At 30.1% G+C, this 21,457-nt stretch carries 18 protein-coding genes; 16 read left to right on the top strand and 2 right to left on the bottom strand.

Going from position 1 to position 21,457, the window contains the following annotated elements:
- The 12 genes from ACQ3F0_RS14015 (at nucleotide 1) to ACQ3F0_RS13960 (ending at nucleotide 13,933) form a co-directional block, all read left to right on the top strand.
- Nucleotides 1-933 (top strand): nucleoside hydrolase, encoded by a 933-nt coding sequence (locus tag ACQ3F0_RS14015; RefSeq protein WP_428865937.1) that lies wholly within the window; start codon nucleotides 1-3, stop codon nucleotides 931-933.
- 20 nt (nucleotides 934-953) lie between these two features.
- Entirely contained in the window at nucleotides 954-1,958 is a 1,005-nt protein-coding gene (gene add, locus ACQ3F0_RS14010; RefSeq protein ID WP_428865936.1) for an adenosine deaminase, read from the top strand.
- Nucleotides 1,959-2,239: 281 nt separating this feature from the next.
- Nucleotides 2,240-4,366 carry a BglG family transcription antiterminator gene (locus ACQ3F0_RS14005; protein WP_428865935.1) on the top strand — a complete coding sequence of 709 codons (2,127 nt, stop codon included), beginning with the start codon at nucleotides 2,240-2,242 and terminating at the stop codon, nucleotides 4,364-4,366.
- The gene (locus tag ACQ3F0_RS14000; protein ID WP_428865934.1) at nucleotides 4,363-4,629 is read left to right on the top strand and encodes a PTS sugar transporter subunit IIB; all 267 of its coding nucleotides are present in this window, start codon (nucleotides 4,363-4,365) and stop codon (nucleotides 4,627-4,629) included. The genes ACQ3F0_RS14005 and ACQ3F0_RS14000 overlap by 4 nt, the downstream gene beginning before the upstream one ends.
- 1 nt (nucleotide 4,630) lies before the next feature.
- Nucleotides 4,631-5,887 carry a PTS ascorbate transporter subunit IIC gene (gene ulaA, locus ACQ3F0_RS13995; RefSeq protein WP_428865933.1) on the top strand — a complete coding sequence of 419 codons (1,257 nt, stop codon included), beginning with the start codon at nucleotides 4,631-4,633 and terminating at the stop codon, nucleotides 5,885-5,887.
- 157 nt (nucleotides 5,888-6,044) lie between these two features.
- A complete protein-coding gene (locus tag ACQ3F0_RS13990; protein ID WP_428865932.1) occupies nucleotides 6,045-7,097 on the top strand; it encodes an ABC transporter substrate-binding protein in 1,053 nt (350 codons plus the stop codon).
- A 76-nt stretch (nucleotides 7,098-7,173) separates the two neighbouring features.
- Nucleotides 7,174-8,862 (top strand): ABC transporter permease, encoded by a 1,689-nt coding sequence (locus ACQ3F0_RS13985; protein WP_428865931.1) that lies wholly within the window; start codon nucleotides 7,174-7,176, stop codon nucleotides 8,860-8,862.
- 10 nt (nucleotides 8,863-8,872) lie between these two features.
- A complete protein-coding gene (locus tag ACQ3F0_RS13980) occupies nucleotides 8,873-9,937 on the top strand; it encodes an ABC transporter ATP-binding protein (RefSeq protein ID WP_428865930.1) in 1,065 nt (354 codons plus the stop codon).
- A 22-nt stretch (nucleotides 9,938-9,959) separates the two neighbouring features.
- Nucleotides 9,960-10,670 (top strand): MgtC/SapB family protein, encoded by a 711-nt coding sequence (locus ACQ3F0_RS13975; protein WP_428865929.1) that lies wholly within the window; start codon nucleotides 9,960-9,962, stop codon nucleotides 10,668-10,670.
- Between the two features lie 666 nt (nucleotides 10,671-11,336).
- Nucleotides 11,337-11,822: an FMN-binding protein gene (locus ACQ3F0_RS13970; RefSeq protein ID WP_428865928.1), complete on the top strand. Its 486-nt coding sequence runs from the start codon at nucleotides 11,337-11,339 to the stop codon at nucleotides 11,820-11,822.
- Nucleotides 11,823-12,036: 214 nt separating this feature from the next.
- Nucleotides 12,037-12,495, top strand: a complete 459-nt coding sequence (locus ACQ3F0_RS13965; protein WP_428865927.1) for a GyrI-like domain-containing protein — start codon at nucleotides 12,037-12,039, stop codon at nucleotides 12,493-12,495.
- Between the two features lie 268 nt (nucleotides 12,496-12,763).
- Nucleotides 12,764-13,933, top strand: coding sequence for an MFS transporter (locus ACQ3F0_RS13960; protein WP_428865926.1), 1,170 nt, complete (start codon nucleotides 12,764-12,766; stop codon nucleotides 13,931-13,933).
- A gap of 67 nt (nucleotides 13,934-14,000) precedes the next feature.
- On the opposite strand, the gene ACQ3F0_RS13955 is transcribed toward ACQ3F0_RS13960, so the two are convergent.
- On the bottom strand, nucleotides 14,001-15,254 hold the full coding sequence (locus tag ACQ3F0_RS13955) for a cation:proton antiporter (RefSeq protein WP_428865925.1): 1,254 nt from the start codon (nucleotides 15,252-15,254) through the stop codon (nucleotides 14,001-14,003).
- A gap of 23 nt (nucleotides 15,255-15,277) precedes the next feature.
- Nucleotides 15,278-15,898 (bottom strand): TetR/AcrR family transcriptional regulator, encoded by a 621-nt coding sequence (locus tag ACQ3F0_RS13950; RefSeq protein ID WP_428865924.1) that lies wholly within the window; start codon nucleotides 15,896-15,898, stop codon nucleotides 15,278-15,280.
- A gap of 229 nt (nucleotides 15,899-16,127) precedes the next feature.
- On the opposite strand from ACQ3F0_RS13950, the gene ACQ3F0_RS13945 reads away from it, so the two are divergent.
- The 4 genes from ACQ3F0_RS13945 (at nucleotide 16,128) to ACQ3F0_RS13930 (ending at nucleotide 21,366) form a co-directional block, all read left to right on the top strand.
- Complete coding sequence (locus ACQ3F0_RS13945; RefSeq protein ID WP_428865923.1) at nucleotides 16,128-18,533, top strand: bifunctional diguanylate cyclase/phosphodiesterase; 2,406 nt, start codon at nucleotides 16,128-16,130, stop codon at nucleotides 18,531-18,533.
- 56 nt (nucleotides 18,534-18,589) lie between these two features.
- Nucleotides 18,590-19,297: an AraC family transcriptional regulator gene (locus tag ACQ3F0_RS13940; protein ID WP_428865922.1), complete on the top strand. Its 708-nt coding sequence runs from the start codon at nucleotides 18,590-18,592 to the stop codon at nucleotides 19,295-19,297.
- A 166-nt stretch (nucleotides 19,298-19,463) separates the two neighbouring features.
- Nucleotides 19,464-20,657 carry a CD0519/CD1768 family membrane protein gene (locus tag ACQ3F0_RS13935; protein ID WP_428865921.1) on the top strand — a complete coding sequence of 398 codons (1,194 nt, stop codon included), beginning with the start codon at nucleotides 19,464-19,466 and terminating at the stop codon, nucleotides 20,655-20,657.
- 346 nt (nucleotides 20,658-21,003) lie between these two features.
- Entirely contained in the window at nucleotides 21,004-21,366 is a 363-nt protein-coding gene (locus tag ACQ3F0_RS13930; protein ID WP_428865920.1) for a GntR family transcriptional regulator, read from the top strand.
- Nucleotides 21,367-21,457 lie beyond the last annotated feature (91 nt).

Here is a 21,457-nt window from a genome sequence, read left to right as displayed (position 1 = left end):
GTGAGGAATGTCATAATTGATTGTGATCCTGGACACGATGATGCCATAGCAATTTTGATGGCCATTGCTAATTCAGATAAAATAAATATAAAAGGTATAACAACTGTTGGTGGAAATCATATTTTAGAAAAAATAACAGATAATGCATTAAAGATATTAAGTTTAGTCAATGAAGATATTAAACTTGCAAAAGGTGCAAAAGGACCTCTCTTTAGAAAACTTGAAACAGGTGCTAATGAGCATGGTGATTCTGGGATGGACGGCCCTATTATGGATCCGCCAAAATATAAGCCGATAGAAAAAAGTGCTATAGAATTTATGAGAGAAATAATATGTAATTCGAAAGAAAAGATAACTCTAGTTCCTATAGGGCCTTTGACTAATATAGCTATATTATTTAAAACATATCCCGAAGTAAAGGAGAATATTGAATTGATTTCTCTTATGGGAGGTGGAGTAAGAGTAGGCAATGTTACTCCTATGGCTGAATTTAATATTTATGTTGATCCAGAAGCGGCAAAAATCGTATTTGATTCTGGAATACCTATTGTGATGAGTGGACTTGATGTAACTCATAAAGCTTTGATTTATTTTGATGAAATAGACAAGCTAAAAGAAGGTGGTAAAGTTTCAAGGGTAGTTGGAGAGCTTCTTGATTTTTATTCGCTTTTTAGTAAAAAGCATGGATTTAAAGGAAGTGCTTTACACGACCCATGTGCAATTGCATATTTGTTACAACCAGAGTTGTTTAAGTATAAGGAGTTATTTGTAGATGTTGAAACTAAAGGAGAACTTACAAGAGGGATGACAGTTGCAGACAATAGATTAAACTCTTATGTGAATCCTAATGTTAGGGTTTTATTAGATGTAGATAGAGATAAATTTGTAAATATAATCTTTCAAGCTTTAGAAAAACTGGACAAAAGATTTTAAAGATATACAAGGAGGATAAAATGAATTTATTGCATTTACCCAAAATTGAATTACATTGTCATTTAGATGGAAGTGTTAGGCCGGAAACTGTTATTGATATAGCCATAAAAGAAGAGGTTAGCATTCCTTGTTATAATATTCATTCCATGAAAGACATATTAACTGCCCCTTTGGACTGTATTTCTCTTGACGATTACCTCAAAAGGTTTAAAATTCCTGTATTAGTTATGCAATCTAAGGAAAGTCTAAGAAGAATTGCTTATGAACTTATGGAAGATGCTGCAAAGGAAAATGTTAAATATATTGAAATAAGATTTGCTCCTATACTTCATATTGAAAAAGGGTTAACCATTGAAGAAGTAATTGAGAGTGTATTGAGTGGAATTAAAGGTGCAGAAGAAAAGTTTGATATTAAAGGTAACTTGATACTCTCATGTATAAGAAATATGCCTGTTGATTATGCTTTTGATATTGTAGAGAATGGCAAAAAATTTCTTGGAAAAGGAGTAGTTGCAATAGATTTGTGTGGAAATGAAGAGGAAGGATTCTCTCAAAAGTTTTTGGAACCTATTTCATTGGCTAGAAAGTATGGATATAAGGTAACAATACATGCTGGTGAAACTGGAATAGGAAATAATGTTCTTGAGGCAGTTGAAATACTAGGTGCTGAAAGAATTGGTCATGGAGTATTTATCAAGGATTGTTCTGAAGCATATAATATTGTAAGAAATAATAAAATAATACTTGAGATGTGTCCAACCAGTAACATTCAAACGAAAGCCGTTGATACTTTTGGCAACCATCCCGTTAATAATTTTTATAAAGATGGAATCAAAGTAACACTTAATACTGACAACAAAACTGTATCAGATACTACTTTGACTAACGAATATAGTGTTGTGTTTGAGGAATTTAATTTAACTTATGAAGATTATAAGAGATTTTATTATAATAGTGTTGATGCTTCTTTTGTTGATTTGGAAACAAAGAAAAAGTTGATAAAATGCTTAGAGGTAAATCATTAAAATATATAATGGTTATTTCACAAAAAGTAATTTAGTTGAACTTCCACCACGATATATAGCGTCAGAATGCATCAATCTGCTGCAGATATCGTGGTTTATTTTAGTTAAATTTACTTTTATGGTTTAACTATATAATGAAAATGAAATAATTTTAGGAACATTCAAACAAAATTTTTGTTATAATTATAAAAAGAAGACAAAAAGCTGCATATAATTTAGTTTTAATAAGTTAAATTTGTAAAAGCATTTTTTTAATAATATAAAAACAGGAGTGCATCCATATGTTGGTAAAGAAACGTCATATAGAGATATTCAAGGACATACTAAAGTCAACAGAAAAAATTGATAATAATTTTTTAAAAGATAAGTATTTAGTTTCTGAGCGAACTATTAGAAATGATATTAAAGAAATTGATGACCATTTAAAAAGTAAAAAATTACCCATTTTAAACAGGACAAAGGCTAAAGGGATATATCTTGATTTACCAGATATAGTTCTCCAACAAATTTGGCAGGAAATTAGTGAAATAGACGATGAATATTATATTTTAAATCATGAAGAAAGAATGCATTATATTTTATTCTTTTTATTACAAAAGGATGAACCAGTGTCTATTGAGTATATTGCTCATAAAATGAATTTTAGTAAAAATACATTGGTAGAAGATATCAAAAATATTGATGCTTTTTTTCAGGGGAAACCTTTTAGATTAGTTAAGAAAAGAAAAATAGGAATGTATTTAGAAATAACAGAATTCCAACGAAGACAAATGTATATGGATTTATTTATTAAGCATTTTAATATTAGTAAGTGGGAATTTTCTTCAGGTAGAGTTAAAGGATTAGATAAGAATTTTCAAATTGTTCTTCAGATTGAATGGAAAAATTTATTCGAAAGTATTGATTTAAAGAAAATCTTTGTGTTCATGGAAAATTTGCAACAAAGGATAAAAAGGAAGTATACTGATGGTAGCATAAATACAATGATTTTAGCTTTCTCACTTAGTAAAAAGCGTTGTGACTTAGGGAAATTTATAAGGCTTCAAACATTTCACCTTGAAACAATAAAATTATCCCAAGAATATAAAATATTAAAGGTCTGTTTAGAGGAAATTGGGAGTATATTAGCGGAGGATGAACATGAAATTGCATATATTGCAATGCATATGCTGTCTAATAAAATATTAGAGCAGGAAGAAGGCAGTTTTTTAGGTGGTCATATAGAAGGAATAGAGGAAATTACTTATGGAATGATAGATGTTTTAGAAAAAGATTTACAAGTTAAGTTACAAGAACAAGAGAAACAAAAACTTTATCAAGGATTGATGCTTCATCTAGAACCAGCAATCTATAGAATGAGATATGACATTGGAATTACTAATAAGTTATTAAAGGAAATAAAGACAAAGTATAAAAAATATTATGATGCTGCCAGCAAAGCTTGTATGTATTTGTCTCAACGTGTTCATGTAATAGTGCCTGATGAAGAAATTGGATTCATCGCGTTATATTTTGGTGGAGTCATGGAAGGGCAGAAAGATAATAACAAAGCAAAAGTAATACTTGTGTGTAATGCTGGTATGTCAACAGTTAGGATTTTAGAAACAAGACTAAAGGAAGAGTTTCAGAACATAGAGATAATGGATTGTTGTAGTTATTCTGATTACTTGAAGCTAAAAATTATCAAAGCTGATATTATAGTTAGTACTATTGAAATGCATCATGAAAAAGTTCCGGTGGTAGTTGTTAATCCGCTACTTCATATTCGTGATGTAACAGAATTGAAGAAATATTTATCTGAAAAAATTTCTATGGGTGATAAAAAAGAGACTGTTTCAATGAAGAAAATAATAGAAGTAATAGAGAAATACTGTACTATACATTCAGAAAAATTATTAACGAGAGAGTTAGAAGAAGTAGTTGGCTTAACTAAAAAGTCAAATGAGTTTAAATTAAGTCAATTAATATCTAAGGATAGAGTTATATTTAATGAGGGTGTTGATACTTGGGAAGAAGCAGTGAAGCTTGGTACTAAACCTCTTATTGAACAAGGATACATTGAAAAATCTTATGAAGAAGCAGTGATTGAAAATATTAAAAAGCTAAAAGCTTATGTTGTTATAAAACCTGGGGTAGCAATACCTCATGCTAAACCAGAAAATGGTGTAAATCGATTAGGTTTGAGTATTGTTATTTTAAATAAGGGGGTAGAGTTCGGGCACCCTAAAAATGACCCTGTAAGACTATTGTTTGTTATGGCAAACAAAGACTCAACTTCTCATTTACAAGCATTAGATATATTTGTACGTATTATTAAAGAAAAGAGATTTGTAGAAGAAATTTTGAGACTTAATGATTACAACTCAGTAAAGCTTTGGATTGAAAAATTTGAGGAGGGTATAGAGTGAAGATACTTGTTGTCTGTGGAATGGGACTGGGGAGTAGTCACTATCTACTTTTAGAAGTTATAAAGTTGGTAAAAGAGTTTGGGCTCGATGCACAGGTTGACAATTGCGATTTGTTTACAGCTCAAAGTACAGAAGCAGATGTTTATATTGGTGCTGACTACCTGATGGGAATGCTTAATTGTGAAGGCGTAATAATTGGACTTGAAGATATTTTAGACCATACTGAATTAAGAACACATATCAAAGGATTAAAGGAGCGTTAATATGGAATTGTTGAAAGATTTATCTGGTTCCTTATTTAAAGATACTTTCATACTTGTTGGTATTTATGTGGCATTAGGATGTATTTTTCAGAGAAAAGGATTTGAAAAAACAGTAAGTGCAGTTTTTAAATCATCTATTGCTATTATTTTGATGTCCATAGGTGGTAGTGTCGTTGGAGAAGCATTAGTAAGTTTCACATATCTTTTTCAGAGAAGTTTTAAATTACTTGGTATTGTAGTAAACAATGAGCGACTGGTAGCATATTCGGAAATTAAATTTGGATATATAATTTATAGTTTAATGGTGTTTGGGTTAATAGTAAACTTAGTAATGGCAAAGAAAACTAAGTTTAAGTATATTTTTTTGACGGGACATCAAATATTATATATGAGTTGTGTACTAACTATTATCTTAAGTTATTTTGATTTGCCTGATATTGTAATCGTTTTATTTGGAGGAGCACTTTTAGGAGTTATGATGAGTGTTTTTCCGGCACTTATTCAACCATATACTAAACAGATAACAGGTAAAGAAAATGTTGCAGTTGGACATTTTAGTAGTTTAGGTTTTTATTTATGTGCCAAAGTTGGCTATTTGTTTAATAAAAAGGATGCAGAACAAAATGAAAAGAAGTCTGGACATCCTTTGATTGTAGACAACATGTTAGCTACGGCAATTAGTATGGTTATCTTATTTACAATTGCATCGCTAATTGCTGGGAAATCCTATGTTGAAGATGTAACAAATACAAATTATTTAATATTTGCCATAAAACAGGGGCTTTATTTTGCAACAGGAGTATATATAATTTTAACAGGTGTTAGGATGATGATTAGTGAGATAATTTCAGCTTTTAGAGGTATTGCAGATAAACTTGTTCCAGATGCTATACCTGCTTTAGATTGTTCAGTACTCTTTCCTTACAAACAAAATATGATTATATTGGGTTTTGTAGGATGTATGCTAGGTGGAATACTTTCAATGTTTATTATGGGTAGATTTAGTTTATATGTGGTTATTCCATCTTCTACTATTTGTTTTTTCAGTGGGTCTGCAGCAGGACTTTATGGCAGTGTTAAAGGTGGTAAGAAAGGTGCAATAGTGTCAGCAGTGTTGTTTGGTGTAGCTATTGGCATGTTACCACTAGCTCTTCAACCAGAAATGAATAGTCTAGGTTTTTATAAAGTTGCCATGGGTGAGTTTGACTTTACCATAGTTGCATTAATTATTAAAAAAATATTATCCATATTCATGTAAAAATCTATGGGAAGATTTCCTGTAGATTTTTTTATTTAATTACTAATTGCCGTTTACCACGGAAAGACTTTGGTAAATACATAGATAACGATTTCAAGTATAATTTAATTAACACTTGGGAATACAATAAGTGTTAATCAATAAGGGGGTAAAATCTATGAAAAAAGCAGTATCAATTTTAATGATTCTCTTAGTTTCTTTTACTACAATTTTAACAGGTTGCGGCAGCAAAAACGCAGCAGAGGGAACAGAAAAGAAGAAAGATTTGAAATTAACAGTATATGCTGGATTGATGGAAGACCATGCTATGTTGACTATGAAAGAATTTGAAAAGGCAACAGGTGTAAAAACTGAAATGGTAAGAATGAGCGGTGGAGAAATTTTTGCAAGAGCAAAAGCTGAAAAAGATAATCCATCAGCATCAGTTTGGTATGGCGGTGGAGTGGATACATTTATTGCAGCTAACAATGAAGGTCTTTTAGAAAAATATAAATCACCAGAAGCAGATAAAATACCAGATACATTCAAAGATTCAGAGGGAGCTTGGACAGGAATATATTCTGGATACCTTGGAATAGAAGGAAATAAAAAATGGTTAGAAGAGAATGGACTTGAATTACCACAGACTTGGGATGACTTATTGAAGCCAGAATTTAAAGGTAATATAGTTGTAGCACATCCAGGTTCATCATCTACAGCCTATACTTTTCTTGCAACTATTTTGCAATTGAAAGGCGAAGAAGAAGGTTTTAAATACTTACAAAAATTTAATGAGCAAGTAAGACAATATACAAAATCAGGTAGTGCACCTGGTAGAATGGTAGGTATGGGAGAAGCACCTATTGCATTAGGATTCCTTCATGATGCTATTAAATATCAACAAGAAGGCTACAAAGATTTAATAATTACAGCACCTAAAGAAGGCACTGGGTATGAAATTGGTGCAGTAGCTATTATTAAAGGTGGACCAGACCAAGAAGCAGCAAAAATGTTTGTTGACTGGTGTTTGACAAAAGAAGCACAGGAATTAGGAAAAACAGTTGGATCATTCCAATTCTTAACTAATCCTGAAGCAATTCCACCAGAGGAAGCTATCAAATTGAAAGATACTAAATTAATTGATTATGATTTTGAATGGGCTGGAGACAATAGAAATAAATTCCTAGAAAAATTCATGGAATTAACAAAAACAACTCCTCCAACAGAATAGAAAAACAAATAAAAGTGTCCTTCAAAGGGCACTTTTTCTAAAAAATGCAACTTTCATTCTATGCAAGGAGGTAAAAATGGAAACTAAATTATTGAAAATAAAATCTGAGCTTGCCAATATGAAGAAAATCACAAATGATCCAATGCTTTTCGCAACAATTATTGCAGTACTTTCAGTTGTTACAATGTTCATTGTTTTTCCATTGGCAAATATATTAAAGGAGAGTTTCATTTATAATGATAAATTCTCAACCCATCATTATTCTCAAATATTTAAACTTTCATATAATATTGACATTATATGGAATACATTAAAATTAGGTATTACAGTAAGTTTAATATCAACAGTAATTGGATTTATATTTGCTTATGGAGCAGCATATGTTAAATTGCCCAATAAGCGTATTCTAAATGCAATAGCAATTTTACCTATTATATCCCCACCTTTTGTTATAGGATTATCAGCTATATTATTGTTTGGAAGAGTTGGTCTTATAACAAAAGGGTTGTTAGGAATGCAAAACGCAGAAATCTATGGTTTCAAGGGGCTTGTTTTGGTACAAGTACTAACTTTCTTTCCAGTAGCCTATTTAATGCTAGTTGGTTTGTTGCATCAAATTGATCCTTCTGTAGAAGAAGCATCAAGAGACCTTGGAGCATCCAGATGGCAAGTATTTAGAACAGTTACATTACCATTAATGGTACCTGGTATTGCAAACGCAGCACTATTAGTGTTTATTCAATCAGTTGCTGATTTCGGTAATCCAATGGTTATTGGCGGTAACTTTACAACAATGGCAGTTCAAATTTATATGCAGGGAATTGGTAGCCTTGACATGAGTGGGGCAACAGCACTTGCAATCATGCTTTTATTAATATCAATATCAGCATTTTTAATTCAAAAGCTTTATATTGGTAAAAAGTCCTATGTTACAGTAACGGGAAAAGTGTCAAGACAAAGAGAGCTAATTGACGATCCTAAGATTATTAGACCACTTTATTTTGTAATAATATTAATAAGTATTTTTGTTGGAATGATGTATATTTTGGTTCCAATAGGTTCTTTCGTTAAATTATGGGGTGTAAACTACTCATTAACACTAGATCATTTTAAGTATGTTTTGAATTTAGGAATCAAGCCTATAATTGATACAACAATGTTAGCGCTTGTTGCAACACCAATCACTGGAGTATTATCTATGATTATTGCATTCTTGGTTGTTAGAAAAAAATTCTTTGGTAGAAATTATATAGACTTTACAACAATGTTGTCAATTGCTATTCCAGGTACAGTAGTTGGTTTAGGATATGTTATCACATACAATAAACCACCACTAGTACTAACAGGTACATCAATTATATTAATTATTGCATTTATTATGAGATCTATGCCAGTAGGTATTCGTTCAGGTATGGCCTCATTGCAACAAATAGATCCGTCTATTGAAGAAGCAGCAAATGTTTTGGGTGCATCAAGTAAAAAAGTATTTACATCAGTTACACTTCCAATGATAAAACCAGCTTTCTTTAGTGGATTGGTATATGCTTTTGCCAGAAGTATGACTTTGGTAAGTACAATTATCTTCCTTGTTTCGGCAAGACATAGTTTATTGACTGTAACTATTATGAGTCAGATTGATCAAGGTAAAATTGGTGTTGCCAGTGTGTATTCAACAATGTTAATTATTATTGTAGGATCTATGATTGCCCTAATGAAGTTCATAATTTCTAAAATGGGTGTAGACACAAAAGGTGTTGATTTTTAGGAGGGAAAACATGAAAAAAGGTATTTCAATTAAAAATATGACAAAGATATTTATTACTAATAAAAATACGCAGGTAATTGCAGTAGATAATGTAAATTTGGAAATTGAACCTGGCGAATTTGTTACATTACTTGGACCATCTGGTTGCGGAAAGACAACAATTCTTAGAATGGTAGCAGGTTTTGAAACTTTAACCATGGGTAAAATTTTTATCGGAGATGAAAATGTAGCAGACTTAACTCCAGATAAAAGAGACACAGCATTAGTATTTCAAAACTATGCACTATTTCCACATATGAATGTGTATGATAATATTGCTTATGGATTAAAACTTCAGAAATTGCAAAAATCAGAAGTGGATAGACGTGTGCAAAAGATATTGAAATTAATGAAGATGGAAGATTTTGCGGATCGTGTACCTTCTCAAATGTCAGGTGGTCAGCAGCAAAGAGTATCACTTGCAAGAGCACTTGTAATGGAACCAGGAGTTCTTTTATTTGATGAACCACTTTCTAACTTAGATGCTAAACTTAGAATACACATGAGAGATGAAATTAGAAAAATTCAACAAGAAGTTGGTATAACATCTTTATATGTAACACATGATCAAGCTGAGGCAATGGGACTTTCAGATAAGGTTGTAATAATGAAAGATGGTGTTATTCAACAAGTAGGTAGTCCAAGAGAAATTTATCAAAAGCCAGCAAATGAATTTGTAGCGGGATTTATTGGTAAAGCAAATATTGTAAAAGGTATAGTAAAAGAAAGAAATGAGAAGGAGTATAAAATCGCTATTGAAGACGTTATTTACTCTGTTAACTCAGATAATGACTATACTATAGGAAATGAAGTTGCAATGGTTATTCGTCCAGAAAGTATTATAATAGGAAAAGAAGATTTTAAAACTAAAGTTACTAAAAGTAGGTTCATGGGCGAGAATCATGAGTATGAAGTTGAAAAAAATGGCCAAAACATTCAGATTAATCAAACAAACCCATTTGGAAAAAGAGTATATGAAGTTGATGAACTTATGTGGATAGGATTTGATGAAAAGGCATTGCATATTTTAAAGTAATATTAATCATTAGGAGGAATAGATGTCATATTATGAAGTTATAGTTAGACTAGCACTGGCAATATTAATAGGTGGTATAGTAGGTTATGAAAGAGAATATAAAAATAGACCTGCTGGTTTTAGGACACATATTTTAGTATGTGTTGGCGCTACAGTAGTTTCTATGATTCAGATTTATGATATGAAAGTTATAATAAGACAAATAGCCGAAAATCCTCAATTAGCAGGAGCCCTTAAGGCTGATATTGGCAGATTAGGGGCTCAAGTAGTAACAGGTGTTGGTTTTTTGGGTGCTGGTACAATAATTAGAGATAAAGGATCAGTAAAAGGTTTAACAACTGCAGCAAGTTTATGGACAGTAGCGTGCATAGGATTAGCTGTAGGACTTGGCTATTATTTTTTAAGTATTGTATCAACTGTAGCAGTGTTCATTGCTTTAGTATCTCTAAAAAAAGTTGAAGCAAGGTTAATTGATAAGCGAAAAATGGTTAGACTTCAAATAGAGTACTTTGGTAAAGAATTTATCAGAGCTATGCAGGAATGTTTTGAATCAAATGGAGTTAAAATTAAAAATATAGAATTTGACATTGAGGAAGAAGAGGACGAAGAGGAAATAGTACAACAGAGTAGAACTACTTTCTACACAATACTAATTCCAAGGCATGTAAGAACATCTTCTATTATACAAGAACTTAGTGAGATTAATGGAGTTACGAAGGTAATAAAAATTTAATCATATATAACTTAAATTTTTATGTTCTTGAAAAATAGTAAGGTGTACCCCAGAGTTCGTCAAGAAATTCTGGGTAGAAAAAAATCACAAAGTTCATCAAAGCAATGGTATTACCTAAGTGTAATGTGAATTCTTATCTATCATAGTATAAGAAAATACTAAATAATAGTTAAAGTAACTTAACATAAAGGAAACTAATTTTTTTAGTTAAATAAAAATTAGTTAGGATTTAGCACCTGCAGTCGTGATTCACGACTGCAGGTATTTTTGATTGAGGAATATATCAATTCCAACCTTAGGAAATTCTTGGGATCTTTTTAGGAAAGAAAATTGAAGACATATGGTGGTATAAATGGATAGAGGGTTAAAAGAAAGGGTAAACTAATTGTAAGTTGTAAGTTATGGACACCTTTCGAAAGTGAAAGCTTTTAATTGAACAAAAGATAAATGATTACTTTTGCGTACCAAAAGTACCTTATTCCAGTTAGCGAAGCTTACAAAGGCTTAGTTAAAGATTTTCTGCAAGAAAATTATCCTTAATTTACCATTGAATACTTAAAACTTACAACCAATTTACTTTGTCTTTTATTTCAATTGAGAACTTTTTAATTAATATCAACATTGTTTTAAGACACAGCAATAAATTAAAATGAACGGAGGATAAATATGAAAAAGATTATTCTTGGCTTACTTTTAATAACTTTAAACTTTTCTCTTGTTGCTTGTACAAATAGGAATGAGGTAGAAGAGACTAAATTACCTCAAGATAAAACTGAGACTACAGAAGAACCAATATCTATAGGAAAAACTGAGGTGCCAGAAAGCAAATATAAGGATGGAGAGTATGTAGGTAAAGGAGATTCTTGGGAATACGGTTCGGAAGATGCTACGGTAGTAATTAAGGAAGGATTGATTTCAGATATCACTTTAAGAAAACTTGATAAAGAAGGTAATGAAGTTAATTATGATGAGTGGAGTGGCGAAGAGAAGGATGGAAAAATATATCCAAACTTAAAAAATTATAGATTGGATTTAGCTAGAAAAATGCTAGAAAATCAAACATATGAAGTTGACTCAATCTCTGGCGCTACAGTAAGTTCTGATAATTGGAAAATGGCTGTGAAAAGAGCCATAGAAAAAGCGAAGATATAAAATTTTATATTTTAACTAATTGATGCAATAGCATAAAAGAGTATGTATTCAAACATATTCTTTTATGCTATTTATTTTTGGGTTTTAAAGATGCTAACCGCAGCATAGCACAATCTTTTATATATAATAAGACATACTGATGTCATATTAGCTTTGTTATACTTTACTTGGTTAAACATGAAAAATAACCAAATAAAATAATGAGGTGAATGATATGAAATATGAAGTAGTAACATTATCAAAAAAAATAGTTGTTGGAAAATCAATTAGGACAACAAATGAAAATGGGCAATCGATGAAAGATATTGGAGACATGTGGAAAGAATTTATAGAAGAGGGTGATTTTCAATCTATTAATAATAAAGTTGATGGAAAAGGAATAGGTTTATATACTGAGTATGATAGCGATGCAACAGCACCATATACATTTATGTGTTGCTGTGAAGTAACAACGATAAAGGATAATGGAGACCTAGATGTAAAAACAATTAGTGAAGGCAAATATGCAAAATTTACGGTTAAAGGACATATGGTTAAAGCTGTAGGTGAAGCTTGGAATGAAATATGGCAGATGGATTTGGATAGAAAATATGATAGTGATTTTGAATTATATCACAATGATTCAGAGGATATGAATAATCAAACTATAGATATATTTGTATCATTAAACTAAGTCTTATAAAATCAATTGTAAGTTTATGCTATGAAAGAAGAACTAATGTCATTTTTATGATGTTAGTTCTTTTCTTTAGGGTTGACAAAGAGAAAAAATAGGAATATAATTCCTATATAAATATATACCTATATGAGTATATAAGCATTAAGCGATATAAAGTGAACTTAGATAAAAGGAGTGAATTTAATTGTTAACTTAATTTTACTGGTTATTTATTGGCATTACAAAATGTCTAATTTAAAAGACTGAGGGGAGTTTTATAGAAATGAAAGATAAAAATAAAATGTTATTAATATTAGGAATAATGGCGTTTTTAGCTAATGGAGATAATTATGCAGCAGCGCCTTTAATTATTAATATTGCAAATGATTTAAATATTACAATAAGCACTGCAGCTATGTCAGTTACTGCATATATGCTATCATTTGGTGTTTTTACTTTATTATTTGGACCTTTATCAGATAGATTTGGAAAAGTTAAAGTTATTAACACTGCAGCAATAGGGACAGCCATATTTAGTATGTTAGGAGCAACAGCTTTTAATTTACCTTCATTAATATTTTTTAGAGCGATGAATGGTGCTTTTGGAGCAGGAATTTTTCCAGTTACATTAGCATTGGTTGGTGAAAGTTTTGATAATGAAAATAGACAAAAGGCATTAGGAAAAGTTATGGGATTAATGTTTCTTGGAGGAGCAACTGCAACTGCTATAGGTGGTGCATTAGCATATTTAGGATCATGGCGTTTGGTTTATCTAGCTTATGGTATAGGCGAATTTATTGTTGCAATAGTTATGTTTAAAATACTAGAAAGAGATAAAGCAGTAGTTGATAAACTCAATATTTTTTCAGCTTATAAAGGTGCATTAACTAACTATAGATTTATGAGATTAGTTTTAACTATATTTTTTGTTGGATTCAGTGTATTTGGAAGTTTTACTTATTCAGGAAAATTACTTCAAGAATTAACTGGATTTAATATTCTTATTGTAGGTTTAATATTATCAATATTTGGTATTGGAACTGTTATTGGGGGTAGATTAGCTCCAAAACTGAGAAAAACTTTGAAAAAAGGATTCTTAGTATCAGCTGGAGTTATAGGATATATTTCACTATTTACATTGTCTAAATCTAATAATGTAGTAATATTAGCTCTAGGATTTTTAGGTTTTGGTGTTGCATTTATTTTCTTACAATCAACATTAGTTGCAACAGTTCAAGAAAAACTTCCTAAAATGAGAGGAACAGCTATGTCAATGGCGTCTTTTAATATGTTTGTAGGTGGAGCAGTAGGGACATCAATAAATGGAATTATCATGAAGAAGTATGGTGTTACAAGAATTTTCTATAATACTTCTTATGTAATTTTAGTAGTTGGTATTATAGCTGCTATATTAATTTCACGATTTGAGATGAGAAGAAGTCAAAGAAGTTGAATAGAACCTCAATAAGAATTTTTTTCTTATTGAGGTTCTATTGATTTAGTATTATAAAATATGAAATTTACGTTATTGTTACAGAATCAGTAGTAAGGTCTACTCCACCATTTAATTCACCAGCAAGTTTAAATCCTTGCTTTGCTAATATTACTGCTATCACTTCATTAATAACTGCAGCTGCTGCAATAGTTCCTTTAATAATTTCAGCATATTCCGGTGAAGATTGCCCGATGGTACTCACTGCTATTCCTGTGAAAATTAATGAAACACCTGAGTGCGGTAGTAAGGTAAGCCCTAAATATTTTTTGACAGTTACAGGAGCTTTAGAAATTACAGCCCCAATATAAGAGCCGCCTACTTTGCCAATTCCGCGAGCAATTATATAAACAGCAGTAAATATCCCAGCACCTAGAATTAAATGAAAATCTAATGGTGCACCCAAATTAATAATAAGAATTACCATAGTTAAGATAATCACTATATTTACATCTTCTTTTATTTTAATTAGTCTCTTTTTTGGTATAAGATTTGCAAAAGTAGCTGAAAAAGTTACACCTACCAGCATCAAATTCATCATAGGCTTTGACAAAAGATACTCATTTATATAAATACCTATCCCAGTAGTTACTATTACACAGGCTAATACTAATAGAATAGTTTTTGATTTATTAACGTCTTTTTTTAGAACAAATGAAGATAAAAATCCTATTACAATACCTACTATAATAGAAAGAACAATCATAAGTGGTGCATAATAAAGAGGAATACCACCACCAGCTAGGATATTTGAAATGATACCTACTACCATGAAGAAAACAACTAATGCAATAACATCATCTAAAATAGCTAAAGGCATTAATGTGCTGGTAACTGGGCCTTTCGCTTTATATTCATTAATAATAGATAAAGAAGGTGCTGGTGCTGTGGCTAATGCAATTGTACCAAAAATAAATGCTAAGTATATTGGAATATCCATAACCATAAATATACCTGCAAAGGCCAATGATACAATAAGAAAAGCTCCAAATGCTTCCGTAAAACATATTGTTAAAATTTGTTTTCCAGATTTTTTAAGATCATTCCAAATCAATTCAGTACCAATAAAAAGTCCTGCTGTTATTTCGCAGACACTTTCTATAGTATGAAACCATGTACTTTCTAACATATTACTGCTTAACCATCCTAATGCATAGGGACCTATCAACATTCCTGTTAAAAGCCATCCTAAAATAGCTGGCATCTTTGTTTTTGCAACTAACTGACCTATCATTATTGCAATAACAATAAAAACAATTAATAATAATATTCCTTTAACCATTTCATATCTTCCTTTCGTAAAATCTATTCAATAATTCCATAGAGGAGCATATTAACCATATCTATGTATTCTTTTGTATATGTCTCTACTATATATGATTTATCCTCAGAAAATTCTAAATTTCCATATTGCATTTTCATGTGTAAATAATCACCAAAACCTATGATGACTTCCAGTACATCATCTATAACGATAGTTGACTTAAAGTTTAGAGACTTTATAAATAGTTGCCAGAAATACTTGTTTGTTTCGATTATTGGTTTTCTTAATGTGTTGACCTCATATAGTAAATGTTTTGGTGGATTAAATATTGCAGTGAAAAAAATCTTTTCATAATAAGGATACTTATAAAAAAAATCGAATCTTTTTTCAATATAATCTTTTAAATTTTCTTCTATATTCTCAGTACTAAATTGAAAGTCTTTTTTCAAATAGTTACTTAAATCGATAAATAGTTTTTCAACACACAAAAGAAAAATTTCATCTTTATTTTTATAATAGTGAAATAATAGACCTTTTGAAATTTTATTGTTTTTACAAATATTGTTTATAGATGCAGAAAAATAATCTTTTTCTCCAAACTCTTTTAAACTAGCTGTTAAAATTTTTTCTCTACTAATTCTATTTTGTTCTTCTCTATTCATTCAAGAAGCTCCTTTCTAATAAATTAAAAAACAAACTAGGTGGTCTGTATTAAAGTATAACAGTTATTTGAAATAATTCAATAGTGCAGTTTATTATTTGCCGACAAGGTTGTTAGTATTTCGTCAAGTACTATTATTTGTTGACACTGATATAATTAGCACATTATAATAAAACTAGTAAATTGTATCCAAATTAAGAAATTGTTAAAGTAATTGGAAGGGGGATTCGATGAGAAAAGTGAAGAATAGAATAATTCTCAGGATTGTTAAACCTTTATTAGTTATTTTAATAATTTTATTTGTTTTCTTTAGTATTTATTTTAATATTGCACTAAGGAAAAACTTGAAAGTCAATCTATATGAAAATTTAGCTAAGGATACTACTATTATTTCACAGGAAGTAAATAAGTTTTTTTCAAAGTATATTCAGATTGTGAATCAGATGAAAGCTGATGATGAGTTAAAAGATTATATTAGATATATTAAATCTGATAAAGATAAGTATGATTATCTTTATTTTGATAATGTTGTAGATATATTACAAAATATAGAATCCTCTGATAACCAACTATACTATACATGGATAGGAGTTAATTCTATAAATGAATTTTTGACTGTCTCGAGATATTTCTACGGAGGGCCTGATTATAATTATTCAGTTCGTCCCTGGTATATTGAGCTGCTTAAAAATAATGGTGAAATTATAGTATCTTCTCCTTATAGTGAAGTTACTTCAAAAGAACATGTTGTATCTGTTGTTGCTCCTATTATGAAAGAGAGTGAGGAAGATAAAGACGTAAAGTATAACATTGGTCAAGTTAGTATTGATATTAAAATTGAACGTATTAAAGAGTATATTTCAAATTACTCATTAGGTGAAGACGGACATGCAATTTTAATAACAGGTGATGGTAAATACGTGACTTTTCCAAAGGGTTGGTCAGAAAAGGATAATATTCTTGATGAGGAAGGTACCCTTTCTGAACTTGGGCAAAAGATGATTGCTGGAGAAATTGGTGTAGGGGAATACGACTATAATGGTGTTGCAGTTTATTTTGCTTATGCACCAGTTGGTATCAATGGATGGGCTGTAGGTGCTTATATACCTAAAGCAGAGATTGACAAACAAATTTATTTGTTCAATATTATGAGCATACTTTTACTTGTTGCTGCCATCACAATAATTGCTATATTTATTATTATCTTAAGACTAAAGAATGACAATAAAGAATTAAGTAAAGTTAATGATAAGTTGTTGATGAAAGACAAGGAACTTCGGGTTCAATATAATGAAATACAAACCTATGCTAATAAACTAAAAGAAAAAGAAGAATATATTAGAGATTTGGCTTATTTAGATCCACTGACAGGGTTACCTAATCGTAGACAATTTATTGAGAACTTGTATAAATCCATTGAGGACAGAAATTCAGGGGCTGTCATAATGCTTGATTTAGATAACTTTAAAGATATAAATGATACATTAGGACATATATATGGGGATAAAGTATTAATTAAGATTTCCGAGATTTTATCAGGATATAATGATAAAAATACTTTTATATCAAGGTTTGGTGGAGATGAGTTTTTAATCTTACTAAATACTCAAGATTCATCCACTTGTGTAAAGTTATTTGTTAAGAAAATCGTTGATATTTTTAATAATAAGATTATTATTGATAATGATGAGATTTACATTAGTGTGAGTATAGGAGTATCTTTGTTTCCACAACATTGTAACTCGGTTAATGAACTTATTATGAATGCAGATACGGCTATGTATCACGTGAAAAAGTCAGGTAAGAATAATTATATATTTTTTAACGAGAATATGAAATCAAAGTTAATGGAAAAGAAAAAGGTAGAAAAAATACTTCATCAAGCACTTAGAGAGAAAAGCTTTGAACTGTTTTATCAGCCACAGGTTGATGTAATGACAGGTGAGCAAGTTGCAGCAGAAGCTTTGCTTAGATTAAAAGATAGTAAAATTTCGCCAGCAGTTTTTATTCCTGTTGCTGAAGAAACTGGAAGAATAATTGAGATTGGAAGGCGAGTAGTTGAAGAAGTTGCAAGACAACAAAGTGAATGGAAGGAAAAGGGTATAAAACTAAGGCCGATAGCTATTAATTTTTCAGCAGAACAAATTAATGACCATAACTTTATACCATTCTTAAAAGATACCTTAAAAAAATATGATATTGAACCGCAATATATAGATATTGAAATTACAGAAAGTGTTTTTATGAACAATGAATATAAAACCATTGAATTTTTGAATGAGTTGAAGAGTATGGGGGTTTCTATTTCTCTTGACGATTTTGGTACTGGATACTCTTCAATTAGTTATTTAACATTTATACCTGTGGATAAGATTAAGTTAGATAAGTCGTTAATTGATGAATTTTTAGCTAATGGTGAAATTAACGTTATAAGTAATATAATTGCCTTAGCACATAGCCTTGATTTAGTTGTTGTTGCTGAAGGAGTTGAAGATAAAGGACAAAGTCAGTTACTATTAAAATCAAATTGTGATTACATACAAGGATACCTATATAGTAAACCAGTGACTGCTGAAGAATTTGAGAATATATATGATATAAAATTACCTAAAATTACTAATGATAATTCTAATTGATTAATACTTGCCAATAATATAAAATTGAATTGTATAATTGAAAAGCAGGTGATTTTGTGAATAAGTTAAATACTAGCATCGTAGAAATTTCTAAGGAAGTAAATTGTCACAATCATTCTTATGCTCAAATAGTAATACCATTAGAATCATATGTATATATACAAACAGAATATGAAGATTACAGAATTGATGATAAATCATTAGGGTTTATACCACCTGATTGTTACCATAAATACAGAAGTGAGTCTGGAAAAGAATCTTTAATTATTAATATACCAGAAAAGATGATTAAAAAAACGGATATGGACAAGTTTAAATCCAGTGGTAGAATTTTAATTGATGATAGAATTTCTTTGTTGATCAAACTTATTAATATGGAAATTCATAAAAAGTCAGATTCAGATTCAATAAAATATTTATATTTTTATTTATACGATAAAATTATTGAAAGAAAAGAATCAAAGTCTATGGAATATATAAATAAACACTATAATGAGGACATAAATATAAATCAGTTAGCAGCAATTGAACATTATAATGTTAATTATTATTCTGAATGGTTCAAGAAACAAACAGGAATGTGTCCGAGGGATTATATTCAAAGGTTGAGGATTGAGAAGGCAAAAGAATTATTGACTACAACAAATTATAGTATTAGTGAAATAACGAATCAAGTAGGCTATGACCATAGCTCGTCTTTTTGTAGAGTATTTAAATTATTAGAAAATATAAGTCCTCGAAGTTACAGAAAATCAAATTCTTGATGATTATAAGAAAGTATAAATCTAATTTATACTTTCTTTCTATGTGTGCTTTATTCTTCTGTGAAACTGCTAATTATTAACTGGATTGCTGTATAGAATATAAGCGCCTCCTATCATATAATTTACTATATAATATTCAAATACTAACATGTGTGGGAGGCGCCATATGAATAGCTTTATTGGAAAGAAAGAATCTAAATATACACTATTTACAAAAAAACATAAAGAAGGAATATACACAATTATTTTTATAGCTCTTGTAAGTCTTTTTGTAGGTTATTTATGTATTAATATGGGTACATCAAACTTATTTTCATCACTTATGGAAACAGCATATAGACTTTTACTTGAAACAGCCATAAAAATATGTGCAATATCTGTTATAATGGGTGCTTTCGGCAATCTTGCGTCAGAGTTTGGGGTAGTAAAAATACTAAATAAAATATTCTCACCATTAATGAGACCTTTATATAATTTGCCTGGAGCTGCATTTTTAGGAATTACAACAACTTATCTATCAGATAATCCTGCAATAATAACACTTGCTAATGATGAATGTTATCTCCAGTATTTCAAGGAAGATGAAGTACCATGCCTTTGTAATTTAGGAACGTCTTTTGGTATGGGTTTAATCCTTACTACCTTTATGATGGGGTTTGGATTTTTCAAAGAAGCTTTGATAGGAAATTTAGGAGCTATAATTGGGAGTATTGTTAGTGTACGAATTATGGCATATAAAATTAAACGTAAAAGAGGATTTTTGAGAAATAAAAGAGTACAAGTTTGTAAAGATAATTCAGAATTATCAGCTAATAAAGCTGGATTGTCAGAAGAAAATTCAGATGATTCATTTTTTATAAGATTTATGACTGCCATGCTTGAGGGAGGCAAAAATGGAGTGAAAATGGGAATAGCAATTATTCCTGGGCTTCTATTTGTATGTACTATAATTATGACTTTAACCTTCGGTCCTCAAGATCCGGCTATTGGATATCAAGGACTTGCTTTTGAGGGGGTTGCACTATTACCTAGAGTTGGAGATTTTTTATCGCCTATTATGAAACCATTATTCGGATTTACTAGTCCAGAAGCTATAGCTTTTCCAATAACTTCTTTGGGAGCTGTTGGAGCAGCCATTAGTTTGGTGCCAAAATTCTTAGATTTAGGATTAATATCAGGTAATGATATTGCTGTATTCACTGCCATGGGGATGTGTTGGAGCGGATATTTAAGTACCCATGTAGGAATGATGGATGCATTAAAACATAGAGAACTTATATCACCAGCTTTGATAAGTCATACAATTGGTGGCCTGGTTGCTGGAGTGTCAGCACATTTTGTTTATTTGGTTGTGTTTTAAAATGATGATGAATTTAATATATAAAATTAATACACTTGTTAATCAATAAAACTAGAATATTAATTATATGAACTAAAAACTCTTTCTTGTGATAATTTATTTCAAGAAAGAGTTTTTATAGTTATTTTTAGTATTACCTCATACCGTAAATAATAAATATTATTATGATATTTACCATTAATAAATGTTGACAAAACCAAAAACGGGTATTATATTAAAAGTATAACAGATATAATAAAAAAATGTTATTTCTTTAATCATTTAAAGATTTTCTGAGGGAAAATCAACCTTTATTGTCAACTGTACACCGTCAACTGTCAACTAATATATAGGAGGTTGTAAAATAGTGATACAAGTAGATATTCAGAGCCAAGTACCAATCTATGAGCAAATAAAGTCTCAAATAATTAAAAAAATTATTGATGGTGAATTAAAAGATGGAGTCCAAGTACCTTCTGTACGTCAGTTAGCGGCAGACTTAGGAATTAATCTACATACAGTAAATAAATCATATAAAATCCTTGAAAATGAAGGTTGGATTATGATTAATAAGAAAAAAGGTACTTTTATTAATCCTGACATTGAGAGAATAAAGCTGCAATACAAAGAGGAAGCTTTATTAGAAGCTATTGATCCTTTATTAATGATATACCGCTATGTGGATGGAGATACTGATAAGTTGAAACAGCTTATTAGAAAATATTTATAGTACACAATTAAGAAAAAGGATCGTTTAAGAACAACTTCTATTATTATCCTTTGAAAAATGATAAAACTTCATATTTTTAAAAGATAAGTAG

This window comes from Clostridium sediminicola (genome assembly GCF_050402865.1).
GTDB classification, from domain to species: domain Bacteria; phylum Bacillota; class Clostridia; order Clostridiales; family Clostridiaceae; genus Clostridium_AF; species Clostridium_AF sediminicola.
This window is presented reverse-complemented; position numbering and strand designations above follow the sequence as displayed.